The organism is Gilliamella sp. B2911, from assembly GCF_026536965.1.
GTDB classification, from domain to species: domain Bacteria; phylum Pseudomonadota; class Gammaproteobacteria; order Enterobacterales; family Orbaceae; genus Gilliamella; species Gilliamella apicola_E.
Map to the genome: position 1 here is coordinate 75,861 of NZ_JAFNNA010000002.1, position 16,002 is coordinate 91,862.

At 35.4% G+C, this 16,002-nt stretch carries 16 protein-coding genes, 1 tRNA gene and 1 other RNA gene; 8 read left to right on the top strand and 10 right to left on the bottom strand.

The genetic code is table 11. The features are described from left to right. Window positions 1-216 precede the first annotated feature (216 nt). Window positions 217-1,248, top strand: coding sequence for an alcohol dehydrogenase AdhP (gene adhP, locus J3U27_RS02365; protein ID WP_065735054.1), 1,032 nt, complete (start codon window positions 217-219; stop codon window positions 1,246-1,248). A gap of 182 nt (window positions 1,249-1,430) precedes the next feature. Beyond that, a complete protein-coding gene (locus J3U27_RS02370; protein ID WP_065735055.1) occupies window positions 1,431-2,876 on the top strand; it encodes an APC family permease in 1,446 nt (481 codons plus the stop codon). A 60-nt stretch (window positions 2,877-2,936) separates the two neighbouring features. Here the strand turns inward: J3U27_RS02370 and J3U27_RS02375 are convergent, their stop codons facing one another. The 4 genes from J3U27_RS02375 to J3U27_RS02390 form a co-directional block, all read right to left on the bottom strand. After that, window positions 2,937-3,371 carry a GNAT family N-acetyltransferase gene (locus J3U27_RS02375; protein WP_324169998.1) on the bottom strand — a complete coding sequence of 145 codons (435 nt, stop codon included), beginning with the start codon at window positions 3,369-3,371 and terminating at the stop codon, window positions 2,937-2,939. 210 nt (window positions 3,372-3,581) lie between these two features. Beyond that, complete coding sequence (locus J3U27_RS02380) at window positions 3,582-4,946, bottom strand: PTS ascorbate transporter subunit IIC (protein ID WP_267376741.1); 1,365 nt, start codon at window positions 4,944-4,946, stop codon at window positions 3,582-3,584. 20 nt (window positions 4,947-4,966) lie between these two features. Beyond that, window positions 4,967-5,239, bottom strand: coding sequence for a PTS sugar transporter subunit IIB (locus tag J3U27_RS02385; RefSeq protein ID WP_065562042.1), 273 nt, complete (start codon window positions 5,237-5,239; stop codon window positions 4,967-4,969). A 30-nt stretch (window positions 5,240-5,269) separates the two neighbouring features. Beyond that, entirely contained in the window at window positions 5,270-5,713 is a 444-nt protein-coding gene (locus tag J3U27_RS02390) for a PTS sugar transporter subunit IIA (RefSeq protein WP_267376744.1), read from the bottom strand. 283 nt (window positions 5,714-5,996) lie between these two features. Between J3U27_RS02390 and J3U27_RS02395 the strand changes: the two genes are divergently transcribed. Beyond that, on the top strand, window positions 5,997-7,028 hold the full coding sequence (locus tag J3U27_RS02395; RefSeq protein WP_065735059.1) for a LacI family DNA-binding transcriptional regulator: 1,032 nt from the start codon (window positions 5,997-5,999) through the stop codon (window positions 7,026-7,028). Window positions 7,029-7,138: 110 nt separating this feature from the next. On the opposite strand, the gene J3U27_RS02400 is transcribed toward J3U27_RS02395, so the two are convergent. The 3 genes from J3U27_RS02400 to tgt form a co-directional block, all read right to left on the bottom strand. Beyond that, window positions 7,139-7,263, bottom strand: a non-coding RNA gene (locus tag J3U27_RS02400) — RtT sRNA. Between the two features lie 40 nt (window positions 7,264-7,303). After that, window positions 7,304-7,380, bottom strand: a tRNA-Pro gene (locus tag J3U27_RS02405). Window positions 7,381-7,451: 71 nt separating this feature from the next. Further along, complete coding sequence (tgt, locus tag J3U27_RS02410) at window positions 7,452-8,588, bottom strand: tRNA guanosine(34) transglycosylase Tgt (protein ID WP_267330975.1); 1,137 nt, start codon at window positions 8,586-8,588, stop codon at window positions 7,452-7,454. A gap of 139 nt (window positions 8,589-8,727) precedes the next feature. Here tgt and J3U27_RS02415 point away from each other — a divergent pair, with 139 nt between their 5' ends. Further along, window positions 8,728-9,390: a M48 family metalloprotease gene (locus J3U27_RS02415; RefSeq protein ID WP_267354087.1), complete on the top strand. Its 663-nt coding sequence runs from the start codon at window positions 8,728-8,730 to the stop codon at window positions 9,388-9,390. 51 nt (window positions 9,391-9,441) lie between these two features. Here J3U27_RS02415 and queA read toward each other — a convergent pair whose 3' ends face one another. Further along, window positions 9,442-10,467, bottom strand: coding sequence for a tRNA preQ1(34) S-adenosylmethionine ribosyltransferase-isomerase QueA (queA, locus tag J3U27_RS02420; protein ID WP_267330976.1), 1,026 nt, complete (start codon window positions 10,465-10,467; stop codon window positions 9,442-9,444). A gap of 155 nt (window positions 10,468-10,622) precedes the next feature. On the opposite strand from queA, the gene J3U27_RS02425 reads away from it, so the two are divergent. Continuing rightward, window positions 10,623-11,381 carry a M48 family metalloprotease gene (locus tag J3U27_RS02425; protein ID WP_065735063.1) on the top strand — a complete coding sequence of 253 codons (759 nt, stop codon included), beginning with the start codon at window positions 10,623-10,625 and terminating at the stop codon, window positions 11,379-11,381. A gap of 62 nt (window positions 11,382-11,443) precedes the next feature. On the opposite strand, the gene J3U27_RS02430 is transcribed toward J3U27_RS02425, so the two are convergent. Further along, window positions 11,444-12,658: a pyridoxal phosphate-dependent aminotransferase gene (locus J3U27_RS02430; RefSeq protein WP_065735064.1), complete on the bottom strand. Its 1,215-nt coding sequence runs from the start codon at window positions 12,656-12,658 to the stop codon at window positions 11,444-11,446. Between the two features lie 146 nt (window positions 12,659-12,804). Between J3U27_RS02430 and J3U27_RS02435 the strand changes: the two genes are divergently transcribed. Beyond that, window positions 12,805-13,074 (top strand): ACT domain-containing protein, encoded by a 270-nt coding sequence (locus J3U27_RS02435; protein WP_065562050.1) that lies wholly within the window; start codon window positions 12,805-12,807, stop codon window positions 13,072-13,074. A gap of 42 nt (window positions 13,075-13,116) precedes the next feature. Continuing rightward, complete coding sequence (locus J3U27_RS02440) at window positions 13,117-14,472, top strand: PFL family protein (protein ID WP_267339197.1); 1,356 nt, start codon at window positions 13,117-13,119, stop codon at window positions 14,470-14,472. Window positions 14,473-14,719: 247 nt separating this feature from the next. Here J3U27_RS02440 and J3U27_RS11585 read toward each other — a convergent pair whose 3' ends face one another. Next, window positions 14,720-14,974, bottom strand: a complete 255-nt coding sequence (locus J3U27_RS11585) for a dihydroxyacetone kinase subunit DhaK (RefSeq protein WP_081303423.1) — start codon at window positions 14,972-14,974, stop codon at window positions 14,720-14,722. Window positions 14,975-15,052: 78 nt separating this feature from the next. Between J3U27_RS11585 and tcdA the strand changes: the two genes are divergently transcribed. Next, window positions 15,053-15,847 carry a tRNA cyclic N6-threonylcarbamoyladenosine(37) synthase TcdA gene (gene tcdA, locus J3U27_RS02445; protein WP_267330981.1) on the top strand — a complete coding sequence of 265 codons (795 nt, stop codon included), beginning with the start codon at window positions 15,053-15,055 and terminating at the stop codon, window positions 15,845-15,847. Window positions 15,848-16,002 lie beyond the last annotated feature (155 nt).

The window sequence follows — 16,002 nt, forward strand, 5'->3', positions numbered from 1 at the left end:
ACTTTTAGTTATATATTTACTCGCGAGGCTAACTTGTAGAATTTTTATGATCACCAGTTTTTTTAGATGTTTAGGGTAAATATCGCATATACACAATAAATTAAAAATAATTCTCATTTTTATTGATAATTGTGAAATAGCGCATATTTTTTCTAAATAAATAGGCTAAAATAAAAGCAGTTATGTTTTTAAATTGTAATTATCTAGGAGAAACAAATGAAAGCTGCAGTTATTAGACAAGAGTGCGATGGTCAAGTTGAAATTAAAGATATCCCTGTACGTCCTTTAGAAGCGGGGGAAGCTTTAGTTGAGGTTGAATATTGTGGACTTTGTCATACCGATCTTCATGTTGCAGCTGGAGATTTCGGTAAAAAACCTGGTCGTGTAATTGGTCATGAAGGTGTCGGTATCGTGACTAAAATTGCGCCTGATGTAAAAAGCTTGAAAGTTGGTGATCGTGTCAGTATTGCATGGTTCCATGCAGGTTGTGGTACTTGCGAATATTGTATTTCCGGTAACGAAACATTTTGTCGTAGTGCATTAAATTCTGGTTATACTGTTGATGGCGGTATGGCTGAGCAATGTATTGTTAAAGCTGATTATGCGGTAAAAGTCCCTGATGGATTAGATCCAGCTCAAGCAACAAGTGTAACTTGTGCGGGGGTTACCACTTATAAAGGAATTAAGGTAGCTGATACTAAACCAGGTCAATGGCTCGCAGTATTTGGAATTGGTGGCCTTGGAACTTTGGCTATTGAATATGGTAAGAATGTTTTTAATAACAAAGTTGTTGCTATTAGTAACAGTGATAGCCAGTTAGAATTGTGTAAAAAACTTGGCGCTGATTTAGTTGTTAATCCTAAAAAGGTGGAAGATGTTGGTGCCTATATTAAAGAGCATACAGGTGGTGGTGTTCATGGTGCAGTTGTGACTTCAGTTACTAAAACTGCATTTAATCAGGCTATAGGTTCTGTTCGTCCATTAGGTCGTGTTGTTGCATTAGGTCTTCCTTCTGAAACAATGGATTTAAGTATTCCTAAGACAGTTTTAGATGGTATTCAAGTTTTAGGTTCGCTAGTTGGTACACGTGAAGATTTAGCCGAAGCATTTCGTTTTAGTGCTGAAGGTAAAGTTGTGCCAATAGTTGAAAAACGCCCATTTGAAGATATCAATAATATGATTGATGAAATGAAAGCGGGTAAAATTCGTGGTCGTATGGTTATCGATATGAAAATGAAGAAAAAATAATCATTATCATTGAATTGTTAAAAGTCAGCTTTATGCTGACTTTTTTATTAAACAGAATGTTAACTATTTTATAACTTGTATGACTTTTTTTAGATTAAGAATAATCTTTCTTGTGTTTTATAAATAAAACCCTATCATAAGCCAATTTTGCTTGCTTAATTGATAGATTTAAGGGGTTGTTTATGTCTGAGCACAATTTAGAGAATAATTTGCGGAAAGATTTGGGTTTACTTTCTGCACTATCACTAGTTGTTGGAATGGTTTTAGGGGCTGGTGCCTTTATGAAACCGCCAGCGGTACTAGAAGTAGCTGGGGATTATAATTTTGCATTGTTAGCTTGGATAATCGGTGGTGCTTTTTCTATTTGTGGTGGTTTAACACTCTGTGAATTGGGCGTTATGTTCCCGAAAACAGGTGGCATGTTGGTTTATTTAGAAAAGATTTATGGTGCAAAAGTTTCACATCTATATGGTTGGATGATAACCGTTTTATTTGCGCCATCATTAGTAGGCGCATTGGTAGGATATTTTAGCTCAGTTTGTTGTTTATTATTTGATATCAATGATTCTTATCGATTGGCGGTTAGTGCTGGGGTTTTGGGGTTCATTGCATGTATCAATTCAATAGGGGTTAAACAAGCTGGATATCTGCAAACCATCGCTACTTTTTGTAAACTCATTCCAATTTTGTTGTTAGCAATATTTGGATTATGGAAAGGTAATGGTCAAGTTGCATTATTTAGTTCAAGCGGCCAGGGAATTGAAACTACTGCGCCATTTGCAGTAGCAATATTGGCAACCTTGTTTGCTTATGATGGTTGGGCGCAAGTAGCGTCCGTTGCTGGTGAAATTCGTAATCCATCAAGAGTGTTACCCAAAGCCATTATTCTCGGCATTATATTTTTAGTAATAGTTTATGCCTGTATTAATATTGCATTATTCAAAATATTTCCTGTAAAAGAAATGGTTACGCTTGGACATGATGCATCTGCGGTGGCTTCACAACGAATGTTTGGACATTTAGGTGGTAATTTAGTTGCAGTTGGCATTATGGTTTCAATTTTAGGCGGTATCAATGGTTATATCATGACGTTATCCCGAACTATGTTTAGTATGGCGGAACGAGGTACGATTATTGGAGCACGTTTTTTAAGTACTATTGATGAAGATAGCCGTTCTCCGGTTAATGCCATTATTGTTTTGGTCATTTTTTCATTTTTGTATTCAATATTACTAGATGCTGATCGGTTATCTGAGATTTCAATGTTTGCGATTTGGGTATTTTATCTACTTACTTTTGTTGGCGTGATTATTGCCAGAAAAAAATATGCTGACGTGCCTAGGCCTTATAAAGTTATCGGTTATCCTATTATTCCCATTGTGGCTATAAGCGGAGCAGCTTATGTTATTTATGGTATGTTGATTTATCAAACTGTAAACGGTATTGCTTCAATCTGTTTGACATTGATAGGCTTACCTTTGTACTACTATTATCACAGAAAAAATCATAATAAAGAGCTTTCGCTTGGTGAAATGAAAAGATATCGTGTCAAAACACAATACGTTATTGCTTGTGGAACTTTAATCGTTATAACTGCATTAATTGTGTATGGTTATATCATTAATTGAAATATATTCCTTAATAAATACATTCAATAAACCGACTATTGTCGGTTTATTTTTTTAAATTTAGATATAACTTGAAATTAAGCTATAAATATTTTGATCATAATAAGTGCCATTAAGATATTCTGCTTGTTTAAGTGTTCCTTCATAATCAAAACCACAACGCTTAGCGACTTGATTACTTTTTAAATTAGTGACAGAACATTTAATGACAAAACGTTTAATAAGTTTTTTTATCGCATAATAATGTGTGAGTGCTTGGATAGCTTGTGTAATAATACCCTTACCTTGTGCTTTGCTATCTAGCCAATAGCCTATATAAGCTGTTTTATTGCTTTTATCAATGTGGTTAAAGGAAAGTAATCCAACTGGTATGTTATTATTTAAAATGACATAGGTTTTAGTTTCATCTTGTTGATGTTTGATAAAACAATCTGCTAAAAAGTTAGCCGTATCTGACTCACATTTGTTTGGCCATGCCATAAATTGACTGAACAAAACACGATTTGAATCAATAATGTGATATTGGCATAATGAGTCGTTGCGGTTTTTAGATAAATATCTTCAGTGACATAAATTCCATTTTGTTGGTTATCATTCCTTTTTTCATTCCTTTAAAAAACAACTATACAATGACTATTTTTATGAAATTGCCAGACTGATTAGTCTGGCAAATTAGATGGATTTTAATCTATACAATATTATCTATTAATCATTATGGATATCGCTTTTCGGTTTAGCTACATAGTTATACACAACTAATGAAGCGAAGATACCAACAATAATCATCATGATAACATCTTTATTAAACCATTTTGCCATATTACCAAGTAAAATGCCTACACCACAAAAATCGACATCAGAAAACGTTGTATTGGCAAAACCAAGTGATCCTAACACAGGTAATAATACCACAGGTAAGAATGTCACTAATAAACCATTAGCAAATGCGCCAAGCATTGCGCCTCGACGTCCACCCATTGCATTACCAAATACACCAGCAGTTGCACCACAGAAGAAATGTGGAACCACGCCCGGTAAAATGAGCACAGCGTTAAGTTGACCTAGAACAAATAATCCGACTAATCCACCTAAAAAGCTGAATAAAAAGCCAATTAATACGGCATTAGGGGCATAAGGGAAGACGACAGGGCAATCTAAAGCTGGTTTTGCATTTGGGACTAACTTTTCAGAAAACCCTGTAAATGCCGGGACAATTTCAGCAAGTATTAAGCGCACACCTTGCAATATAATAAAGACGCCTGCGGCAAACGTAATTGCCTCAATAATGGCATAAACTAAATAATTATCACCACTGCTAAGATTGCTTTCAACATAATTTGAACCGGCAAATACAGCTAAAATGAGGTAGATAATCATCATGGTTAACGAGATTGAAATTGAACTGTCACGTAAGAAGCTTAAGTTTTTTGGCAAATTCATCTCTTCGGTTGAACGAGATCCTTTTCCAACTGCCATTCCAAGCCAACCAGCTAAGACATAACCTAGTGTACCAAAGTGACCAAACGCGACATCGTCATTACCAGTAATTTTGCGCATTTGTGGTTGAGCTAAAGCTGGGAAAAACGCCATAATTAGCCCTAAAACTAATGCGCCAGTAAAGACTAATTGCCAATCTTTAAACCCTGAGACAGTTAAAATAATACTAATCATACAAGCCATATAAAAAGTATGATGACCAGTTAGAAAGATGTATTTTAAACGAGTAAATCGGGCAACGATAATATTTGCAATCATGCCAAACGCCATAATTAAAGCAGTTGCTGTGCCATACTCATTTAATGCCATTGAAACAATAGCTTCATTGTTGGGAACAATTCCTTGTAGTTCAAATGCTTGTTCAAACATTAAGCCTAATGGGGTAATGGCACTGATGAGTACTGTTGCACCACCGCCTAATACCAAGAAACCTAAAATAGTTTTAATGGTTCCTTTAACCGTATCGGCAAACGATTTACGCTGAGCCAATAATCCTACCATTGCGATTAAACCAACAAGTACCGCTGGAACTTTTAGGATATCAACAATAAATTTTACTATTTCCTGAATCATAGTAACACCTCAAAATTTGCTTAGTTTTTGGCAAAATGTTCAACGAGTTTCTTTTCTAAATCGTTGATATCAATAATATTATTTAATACTACTAATTTTTCGGTTGGAATTCCTGAGCTGGTAGCTAGATCTTTTGTCATTACGAACAAATCAGCTTGATCGGGTGTTGCTGACGCTAGATCAGCGTGAGTGACTTCTGCATCAATGTTTAGTTTTTTGAGTACTTTTTTGATATTCATTTCTACCATAAAACTACTACCAAGGCCTGAGCCACAAACTGCCATAATTTTCATATTGTTTATCCTTTTATTTGTTTAATTTGATTAATAACGATTAATTACAGACAAAATTTCATCGCTGCTTTTTGCATTGAAAATTGTCTGAATATCTTTTGTTTCGGCGAATAATGTTGCTAATTGAGTTAATAACTCGATATGACTAGTACTGTCATTAGCGGCTAATAAAGTGATTAAATAAACTGGATCATTTTCTGCTGAATTGAAATTAACGCCTTTTTTGACAAGCAACATAGATAAACCTAGCTTATTTACCCCTTGTTCTGGACGAGCATGTGGCATTGCAATACCTGGAGCCAATACATAGTAAGAGCCAATTGATTCATGTAGTTGAAAAATAGCATCAATATAGTTAGAAGAAATTGAATGGTTATTTAATAAAGGTTCTGCACAAATTTTTATTGCCTCTTTCCAATCTTGTACAGAATCAATAGTTTTGACGGTTTGATAATTTAGCCATTGATTTAACATTTTACCTCCGAAATAGATCTCTATATGTTTCTATTGAAAATTAACATATTGTCTAACTATAAAAATTTAAAAAAGATAAAAATGTGATAGCGCTATCATTTTTGGTGCGTTTTTTTTCGATTATGTGATTTAGGTAGCATTTTTGATATATTGCTAAAAGCTAATTGTTTTAACGTAATGATATTATATTAATAAGTGCATTTTATCTAACAAACTTTTCATATTACCTAAATGATATAATATATAAATAGTATGAATTAGATTTGTTCTTTTGAGATTAAGTATGCAGGATGTAAAAAAACGTAAGGGTACAGGCCAAACAACCTTGTTTGATGTGGCTAAATACGCAGGTGTTGGAGCCATGACAGTTTCGCGTGCTTTAAGAACTCCAGATAAGGTATCAGATAAACTTCGCCAAAAAATTCAATTAGCCGTCGATACATTAGGTTATAAACCAAATATTTCTGCCAGTTTGTTAGCTTCAGCTTCTGCCAATAAAGTTATTGCTGTTATAACTACAAAAATTTTCGAACATTCTATACAAATATCATTAAATTCGTTACAAACATATTTAGCTAAACAAGGTTATACAATCCTTATATTTGAATCTAATCTTTATTATAAGCGAGAATCTCAACTGCTAAATATTCTTTATAGTCATAATCTTGAAGCTATATTGCTTTTCTATTTTGAAGATGATGATTTCTTAAAACTTCTTACTAATAATAAAACAATTCCTATTTTTAATGTAGGTAAACATTATGATGAATGCTCAAACATTAAAATCGGATTAGATGATAGTCTAGCAATGTCAATGTTAACTGAACATGTAATTGACAAAGGATACAAAAATATAGGATTACTTTGTGCTAATCATCAATATCATATATTCCAACAAAGGTTACATGGCTGGCATAAAGTTATGTTAAGTAAACATTTACCCACACACAGAATTATTAATGCAGCCAAACCAGCCAACTTTACGACAGGAAGTGAGTTACTATCAGACATTCTATTGAATTGGCCAGAAATAGATGCATTAATCTGTACAACAGATGAATTAGCTTGTGGGGTTCTTTATGAATGCCAGCGGAGGCATATTCGTGTTCCATACCAGTTAGCTGTTTGTGGGTTTGGAGATAGCGAATTTAGTAAGGTGAGTTTTCCAACATTGACAACAGTTTCTTTGCCTTCAAATAATAAAGGGGAATATATTGCTCGTTTATTGCTGAATAACTTAATAAATAAAGAAGATGATTTAACCCCAGACATGCCATCATTAGAACCAATAATATGTTCAAGAGCGAGTTTATAGCTTTAAAAATTTAGGATAATAAGAAGGATTGTTTTAGTTAACTTGAAGTTAAATTTAAATAAGTTAGTTTTAAAAAAGCCTATTAACGAGAACGGGCTTTTTTATGAAATTGGTTGGCGAGAGAGAATTCCTTGCATTTCATACTAACTCTTCTGGTTGTTGCTAAAGCAACGTTGTCTCGCTGCGCTCGGCTCTAACCTCCGTCGGTTCTCATCCTCTAGACTGAAGCGAATAATAAAAAAGCCTACTCAATGAGCAGGCTTTTTTATTTAAATTGGTCGGCGAGAGAGGATTCGAACCTCCGACCCACTGGTCCCAAACCAGTTGCGCTACCAAGCTGCGCTACTCGCCGTTAGGATGCGCATAATACTGCGCTAACCTCGATGTGTCAATAGTTACCCCTAAAAATTATAATGATAATTTTTATTTTGTGAAAGGAGCGGGGGTTTTGCCAATTCTTTGGTAAAACTCGATGACAAATGCTTCGTAACGTTGATTAGCAACCGCTTCACGAATTTCAGCCATTAAGCGTTGATAATAACGTAAATTATGAATGGTATTGAGTCGTGCCCCTAATATTTCTCCACATTTGTCTAAATGATGAAGATAAGATTTAGTGTAATTTTTACAGGTGTAACAATCACACTCAGGATCGAGTGGGGTAGTGTCATCTTTATATTTTGCATTACGGATTTTAATGACCCCATTAGTAACAAACAGATGCCCGTTACGTGCGTTACGAGTTGGCATCACGCAATCAAACATATCAATACCACGACGAACACCTTCAACTAAATCTTCAGGTTTACCAACACCCATTAGATAACGTGGTTTATCAGCTGGTAATTGTGGACAAGTTCCTTCTAAGATACGATGCATATCGGCTTTCGGTTCACCCACCGCTAATCCGCCAACGGCATAGCCGTCAAAACCAATTTCGGTTAATCCTTTAATCGAGATATCACGTAATTCTTGATGTATGCCGCCTTGTACTATACCAAATAAGGCATTTTTATTGCCTAATTCATCAAAACGTTGGCGACTACGTTTTGCCCAACGTAGAGACATTTCCATTGATTTTTTGACATAGTCCCACTCGGCAGGAAACGGGGCACATTCATCAAAAATCATGACGATATCAGAACCAAGATCATATTGGATTTCCATTGAAATTTCAGGTGATAAAAAGATTGAATCACCATTGATAGGATTACGGAAATAGACGCCTTCTTCTTTAATTTTACGAATATCACCAAGACTAAAAACTTGGAATCCTCCAGAGTCGGTTAAAATCGGGCCTGGCCACTGCATAAAATCATGCAAATCACCGTGCTTACGCATAATTTCTTGTCCAGGTCTTAACCATAAATGGAAAGTATTACCCAATAAAATTTGTGCACCTGTTGCAGCGACTTCTTCTGGGGTCATACCTTTGACGGTACCATAAGTGCCAACTGGCATAAATGCAGGTGTCTCAACTGTATATTCAACACCACGACGATCGAACTTCATTCGTCCACGACGAGCTAAGCCATCAGTATTATCTAGTTCAAATTTCATTTTTTTGTGTTAACCTCTTGCGACCAAATAAACAGTTTGGCGCTAATTATTGATATAATACGCTATCGTATTATTTTTGCGGTGCGTAGTTTATCGTGCTAAACCTAAATAGACAATATCTATAAGGATCTTTGAGCTTTTGAAATATATTATTTTCTTATTTGTAGTAATGTTAGTTGGATGTCAAAATCAAATACAACCAACTATCATTTCATCTGAACGAATTAAAACATTATCTGACTCTGATATATTAGCTATTAGTCAACAAGCTTGCATTGAAAATGATAAGAAGGCAATTATTGCACCCGATTATCATTTTCTTAGTAAGAGATTATCTAATCTTAACAATAAGTTACCTAGAAAAATAAATAATATTGAATTAAGTTACAAAGTTTATCTTGATAGTGAACCTAATGCTTGGTCTACAGCTAATGGTTGTATTCGAATAAATAGTGGATTGATGAAATTACTTGAAGATGATGAGTTACAAGCAGTGATTGCTCATGAACAGGCTCATATTGCACTAAAACACGGAATAAGTTTATTTAGACAAGCGCCTTATATTGAGATTACTGATAAATCCAATGAAATAGTGATTATGGTAAAAGAAGAAATTTCCCATCAATATGAGGTTGAAGCAGATAATTATGCTTTTGATTTATTAGTTAAGGAAAAAATAGATCCCAAAGGATTGGTTAATATGCTAACAAAAATGCCAATTCACGCTAAAAATCAACCAACATCCCATCCAACTAATATAAATCGTATTAATAACATCACTAACAAGTTAAAGCATTATTAGTATTTTTATATTTTGCCAATTAAATTTAGGTAAAATTTAATTGGCTATAACTTATTTAGTAATTAGCATGGCATCACCATAACTAAAAAAGTGATATTTTTCGTTTACTGCATGTTGATAAGCTCGCATGGTATTTTCATAGCCAGCAAATGCAGAAACTAACATTATTAAAGTGGATTCAGGTAAATGAAAATTAGTAATAAGTGCATCAATTACTTTAAAATCAAAACCTGGATAAATAAATATCTGAGTATCTTCAAAAAAAGGTGCAATTTTGCCAGATTGTTTTGCTGCACTTTCCAACGCTCTGACTGATGTTGTACCGACAGCAATGACCTTATTTCCTCGGGCTTTGCATTCTAAAACTGCTTTGACAACTGATTCTGGTACTTCTGCATATTCAGCGTGCATGATATGCGTTTCAATATTTTCAACTCTTACTGGTTGAAATGTACCTGCACCGACATGCAACGTTACAAATTCCATTTCGACACCTTTGTTTTTAAGCTTTTCTAATAAAGGCTCATCGAAATGAAGACCTGCTGTTGGCGCAGCAACTGCACCAGGCACTTTACTATAAACAGTTTGGTATACCTCACGATCTTGATCTTCATCAGGTCTATCTATGTAAGGTGGTAAAGGGATGTGTCCAATTTCATTCAAAATTTTAAGTACATCATCAGGAAATTGTAATTCGAATAAAGTATCATGGCGAGCAAGCATGGTAACGCTAATATTATTTTCCTCACCTAAAATCAGCTCAGCACCTGCTTTAGGTGATTTAGATGCTTTTATATGTGCAAGAGCTCGATTATCTTCTAATAAACGTTCAATCAATATTTCAATTTTTCCACCAGATGCTTTTTTTCCATATATTCGAGCCGGAATCACTTTTGTGTTATTAAAAATAAGTAAATCCCCCTGATTGATGTAATCAGTGATATCAGTGAATACTTTATCTTCAATATGACCTGTACGGCTGTTAAGTGATAATAATCGGCATGAACTTCTTGTTTCTGATGGGTATTTTGCAATCAGTTCTTTTGGGAGTGTAAAATCAAAATCTGACAGTTGCATATTAGTGTTCCTCAAAAAATGAGGCACTAGTCTAAAGTGCTAATAATGACTAAGCAAGTAATTATTTGTTGATTATTATTAAATTTGCGTTAAAATTCAAAAAATCTAGCTTTAAGTTAGAAAAAAGTAAAATTTGTTAATATAAGGAAAAGAGTATGAAAAAACATCAAAAAACTTTGCTTGTTGCACTACCTTTAGTTGCAGCTATGTCGTTAGCTGGTTGTAAAAACATGAGTGCTAACGATTTAACTAGTCTTGGCATGAAAGGTTTGAAAGCGGCAACACTCAGTGATAATGATGTGAAAGCATTAAGCCAAAAATCATGTGCACAAATGGATGCTCAATCAAAAATTGCTCCAGCTAAAAGTGCTTACGCTAAACGTTTAAATAAAATTGCCAAAGCTCTTGGTAATAATATAAACGGTACACCAGTTAACTATAAAGTATATATTACTAAAGATGTTAACGCATGGGCAATGGCTAACGGCTGTGTACGTGTTTACAGCGGTCTAATGGATATGATGAATGACAACGAAATCGAAGGTGTTTTAGGTCATGAATTAGGTCACGTAGCTTTAGGTCATAGTAAAAAAGCAATCCAAGTTGCTTATGCTACAGAAATTGCTCGTGATGCAGCAGCAGCATCAGGTAATGCAGCAGTTGCTAAATTATCTAAATCAAGTATTGGTAAATTAGCAGAAAAAGTTATCAATGCTCAATTCTCACAAGCTCAAGAACAAGAAGCGGATAACTTCTCATTTGATTATTTAATCAAGAGAAAAATTAATCCAGCTGGTCTTGCAACAGCATTTGATAAATTAGGTGGCGGTGAATCATCAATTTTAAGTAGCCATCCATCTTCATCTAAACGTGCACAAAATATCCGTAATAAATTAGCTGAATTAAAAAGATAATTAATTCATATTACTGATTAAATAAAAAGCGCCAATTCTGGCGCTTTTTTATTGGTATCTAATTATTGTTTATAACTTGATAAAAAGTTACCAAAGCGGTTAATGGCATCTTCAAGATCACCGGTATGTGGCAGTGCAACAATTCTTACATGATCGGGTTTGTGCCAATTAAAGCCACTGCCTTGCACTAACAATACTTTTTCTTGTAATAAAAAGTCTAATACTAATTTTTGGTCATTGTGAATATTAAACTTTTGTTGATCCAGCTTTGGAAACAGGTATAACGCGCCTTGTGGTCTGGTGCACGAAACGCCCGGAATCTCATTTAACAACCGCCAAGCTAACATACATTGATCATATAAACGGCCACCGGGCACAATAAATTCATTTATGCTTTGATATCCGCCTAATGCGCCTTGAATAGCATGTTGTAATGGCACATTGGCGCATAAACGCATCGAGGCGAGCATATTTAATCCTTCAATGTAGCCTTTTACATGCTGTTTAGGTCCACAAAGCGCCATCCAGCCTTGTCTAAAGCCTGCTACTCGATAGGTTTTTGATAAGCCACTCATGGTAACAACAAATAAGTCAGGAGCAAGGGCGGCAATCGAATGATGCACGGCATCATCGTATAAAATCTTATCGTAAATCTCGTCTGCAAAAATAAGCAAATTATGTTGGCGAGCAATTTCGGCAATCTCAAGTAACACTTCTTTGCTATAAACTGCGCCGGTTGGATTATTAGGATTAATGATCACAATCCCTTTGGTTTTGGGGGTGATTTTTCGTTTTATATCCTCTAAATCCGGTGACCAGTTGGCCTCTTCGTCACATAAATAGTGAACGGCATTGCCACCGGATAAACTAATTGCCGCTGTCCATAATGGGTAATCAGGCATAGGCACTAAAACTTCATCTCCGCTATTAAGTAGTGCTTGCATCGATTGTACAATCAGTTCAGACACACCATTGCCGATATAGATATCTTCAATATCTAAATTGGTAATTCCTCTGGCTTGATAGTGTTGCATAATGGCTTTACGAGCTGAGTAAAGCCCTTTTGAATCGCAATATCCTTGCGCAGAAGGTAAATTACGAATGACATCAACCAATAATTCATCAGGGGCGGCAAAACCAAAAGGGGCGGGATTTCCAATATTGAGTTTAAGGATAGTTTGACCTTCTTCTTCAAGTCGTTTTGCATGATCTAAGATAGGTCCACGAATGTCGTAACAGACATGATCCAATTTATTGGATTTTTGGAAATTTATCATAACTTCGCCCTTTCAGTTTATTCTAATGATATTTTTATTTTTGTTGAAAAAAACAATCTACTCCTATTTCGATAATTTTTGAAGATGTTATTATAATCAACTCAATAAATATCTTTTAATTGTGTGAATTTTGTGCGGAGTATGTGATGAAAACGATTTTAACTGTCATTGGAAAAGACCAAACCGGAATAATTGCGGGAATCAGTCAGAAGCTGTTTGAATTAGATATCAATATCTTAGATGTGAGCCAAACGATTATGGATGAATATTTTACCATGATTATGTTGCTTGATTTATCCAAAATAAAAGTCTCGTTTGATGAAGTTAAAACTTCGCTAACGCAAACAGGCGACAGATTGAAGGTAAAAGTAAATATTCAGCGAGAAGAGATTTTCGATGCTATGCATCGTTTGTAATTTCAATTCTAATTCTACATTTCTTACTAAAGGATAGGACTAATGGAAACAAAACAGATCCTCGAAACAATTAAAATGATTGAGGAAGAAAAACTTGATATCCGCACAATAACCATGGGAATTTCTCTCCTTGATTGTATCGATAGTAATGGTGAGAAAGCGCGTCAAAAAATTTATGACAAAATAACCACATTGGCTAAAGATCTTGTCAAAGTTGGGGATCAAATCACTTCCGAATTTGGCATCCCTATTATCAATAAACGTATTTCCGTCACGCCAATGTCATTAATTGCCGGCGCCAGTGATGATAAAGATTATGTTGCCTTTGCTAAAACCCTTGATAGTGCAGCTAAAGCCGTTGGTGTTAATTTTATTGGTGGGTTTTCTGCCTTAGTACAAAAGGGCTATCACAAAGGTGATGAGATTTTAATTAAATCCATTCCGCAAGCGCTGGCTCAAACAGAGCGAGTGTGTGCATCGGTCAATGTTGGCTCAACTCAAACCGGTATCAATATGGATGCGGTTAAGCAAATGGGGCAAATTATCAAACAAGCGGCAGAGTTAACCGCTGATAATAGCAGTATGGCATGTGCAAAATTAGTTGTATTTGCCAATGCAGTTGAAGACAACCCTTTTATGGCCGGCGCATTTCATGGTGTTGGTGAAGCTGATTGTGTGATTAATGTCGGTGTTAGTGGACCGGGTGTTGTTAAACGTGCGCTTGAGAAAGTAAAAGGTCAACCTTTTGATGTGGTTGCCGAAACGATTAAAAAAACTGCTTTTAAAATTACCCGTATGGGACAATTAGTTGGAAAAGAAGCATCAGAGCGCTTAGGTGTGAAATTTGGTATCGTAGATTTATCGCTCGCACCGACGCCGGCAATTGGTGATTCGGTTGCGCATATTTTAGAAGAAATGGGACTGGAAGTTGTCGGCACACATGGTACAACGGCAGCTTTAGCAATGTTAAATGATGCCGTTAAAAAAGGCGGCGTAATGGCGTGTGGTCATGTCGGTGGTTTAAGTGGCGCCTTTATACCCGTTTCCGAAGATGCTGGCATGATTGATGCGGTTAATTGCGGGGCACTTAATCTGGAAAAACTCGAAGCCATGACCTGTGTATGTTCAGTTGGTCTTGATATGATAGCTATACCGGGTGATACCTCCGCTGAAACGATTTCTGCTATTATTGCCGATGAAGCAGCAATCGGTGTCATTAACCACAAAACCACTGCTGTGCGGATTATTCCCGCTGTGGGATTAAAGGTGGGTGATAATATTGAGTTTGGTGGATTACTCGGTCATGCTCCTGTGATGCCGGTGAGTAAATTCAGTTCATTCGATTTCATTCATCGTGGCGGACGAATTCCGGCACCAATTCACTCTTTCAAAAATTAAATAACCTTCAATACTTATTGTGATTCTGTCTATTAAATTGCTAATAGCAGAATCACAATTGTCTAACTAACTTAGTATAACTAATCCCAGATATTACCCGCGTTAAGTTTTTAAATTATCGACATCAAATAATCTATTTATTGGGAGACTTTAAGAAAAAGATTATCATTGCATGTGGGAGTGGAGCGGCTACATCTCAAACAGTTGCAAGTAAGGCGATAATCTTATTAGTAGTGATAAGTTCATTCTATTTTCTCCTTCCTAAGGTTTGGCAAGGTAGGTCGTAAAGGTATTGTAACTGCTGATCTAATTTGACTAAAGTGATCGAAAAGCCGGACATTTCCAGTGAGGTACAAAAATGGCCAATAGCAATCTCATGGCTGATTATGCAGCGTGAATCAAGTTTAATATCGACTTTTCTGGCAATGAGAAAGCATATATTGCATCCAGAGTCCTTGAAAACGAATATATCGACATTATTTATATATAAATTAGTTAGCAAAGCAAATTATCTTTATTATTGGTAAACAAGTTTTTGGAGTGTTGGGTGTTTGACGATAAGCACCTTCGATAATCAATTATGAAATCAGAATCCTACTTTCAACGTTTTAGCGGTATTGCAAGGCTCTATGGTGAAGCAGCATTAACGCAATTTTCACAAGCTCATATTTGTGTCATTGGTATTGGTGGTGTTGGGTCATGGGTGGCCGAATCCCTTGCCCGTAGTGGTATTGGGCAAATTACCTTAATTGATATGGATGATGTGTGTATCACCAATACTAATCGGCAAATTCATGCGTTAAATACCAATATTGGTAAAGCTAAAACTGCTGTTATGGCTGAACGAATTTTACAGATCAATCCTCAATGCATCGTCAATGTCATCGATGATTTTATCAGTCCGGATAATGTTGCAAATTATTTAGGGTCGAAACAAAACCCATGCTTCAACTTTATTATTGATGCCATTGACAGCGTGCGTGATAAAGCTGCACTTTTAGCGCACTGCAAGCGAAATAAATTAAAAGTTATCACCATTGGTGGCGCTGGCGGGCAAAAAGATCCGACCAAAATTAAAATTGCTGATTTAGCTAAAACCATTCAAGATCCGTTAGCGGCTAAATTGCGTGAGCGCTTAAAAAATGATTATAAACTCAATAAAGATAGTAAAGGTAAGTATGGCATAGCGTGTGTTTTCTCGACTGAACAGTTAATTTATCCAGCTCCAAACGGTCAGGTTTGTTCAACTAAAAATCAAGCTGAAGGTAGTAAGAAAATGGATTGTCAGTCCGGATTTGGTGCTATTACTACCGTGACAGCGACTTTTGGTTTTGTGGCTGTGAGTTATGTATTAGACAAGTTAATTAATGTTTGATTTTTAATTCAATTTAGCTAAAGAAACAATTTTGCTTCCTTTAGCTAATTAATTATATTTTTTAAAAATCTTCAAATTTAATTCGCTTAAAGTAATAATAAATTTTGTTCTTTTAAAGAACATTCATTTTTTGTTAAATATCTTATTGTATTAAG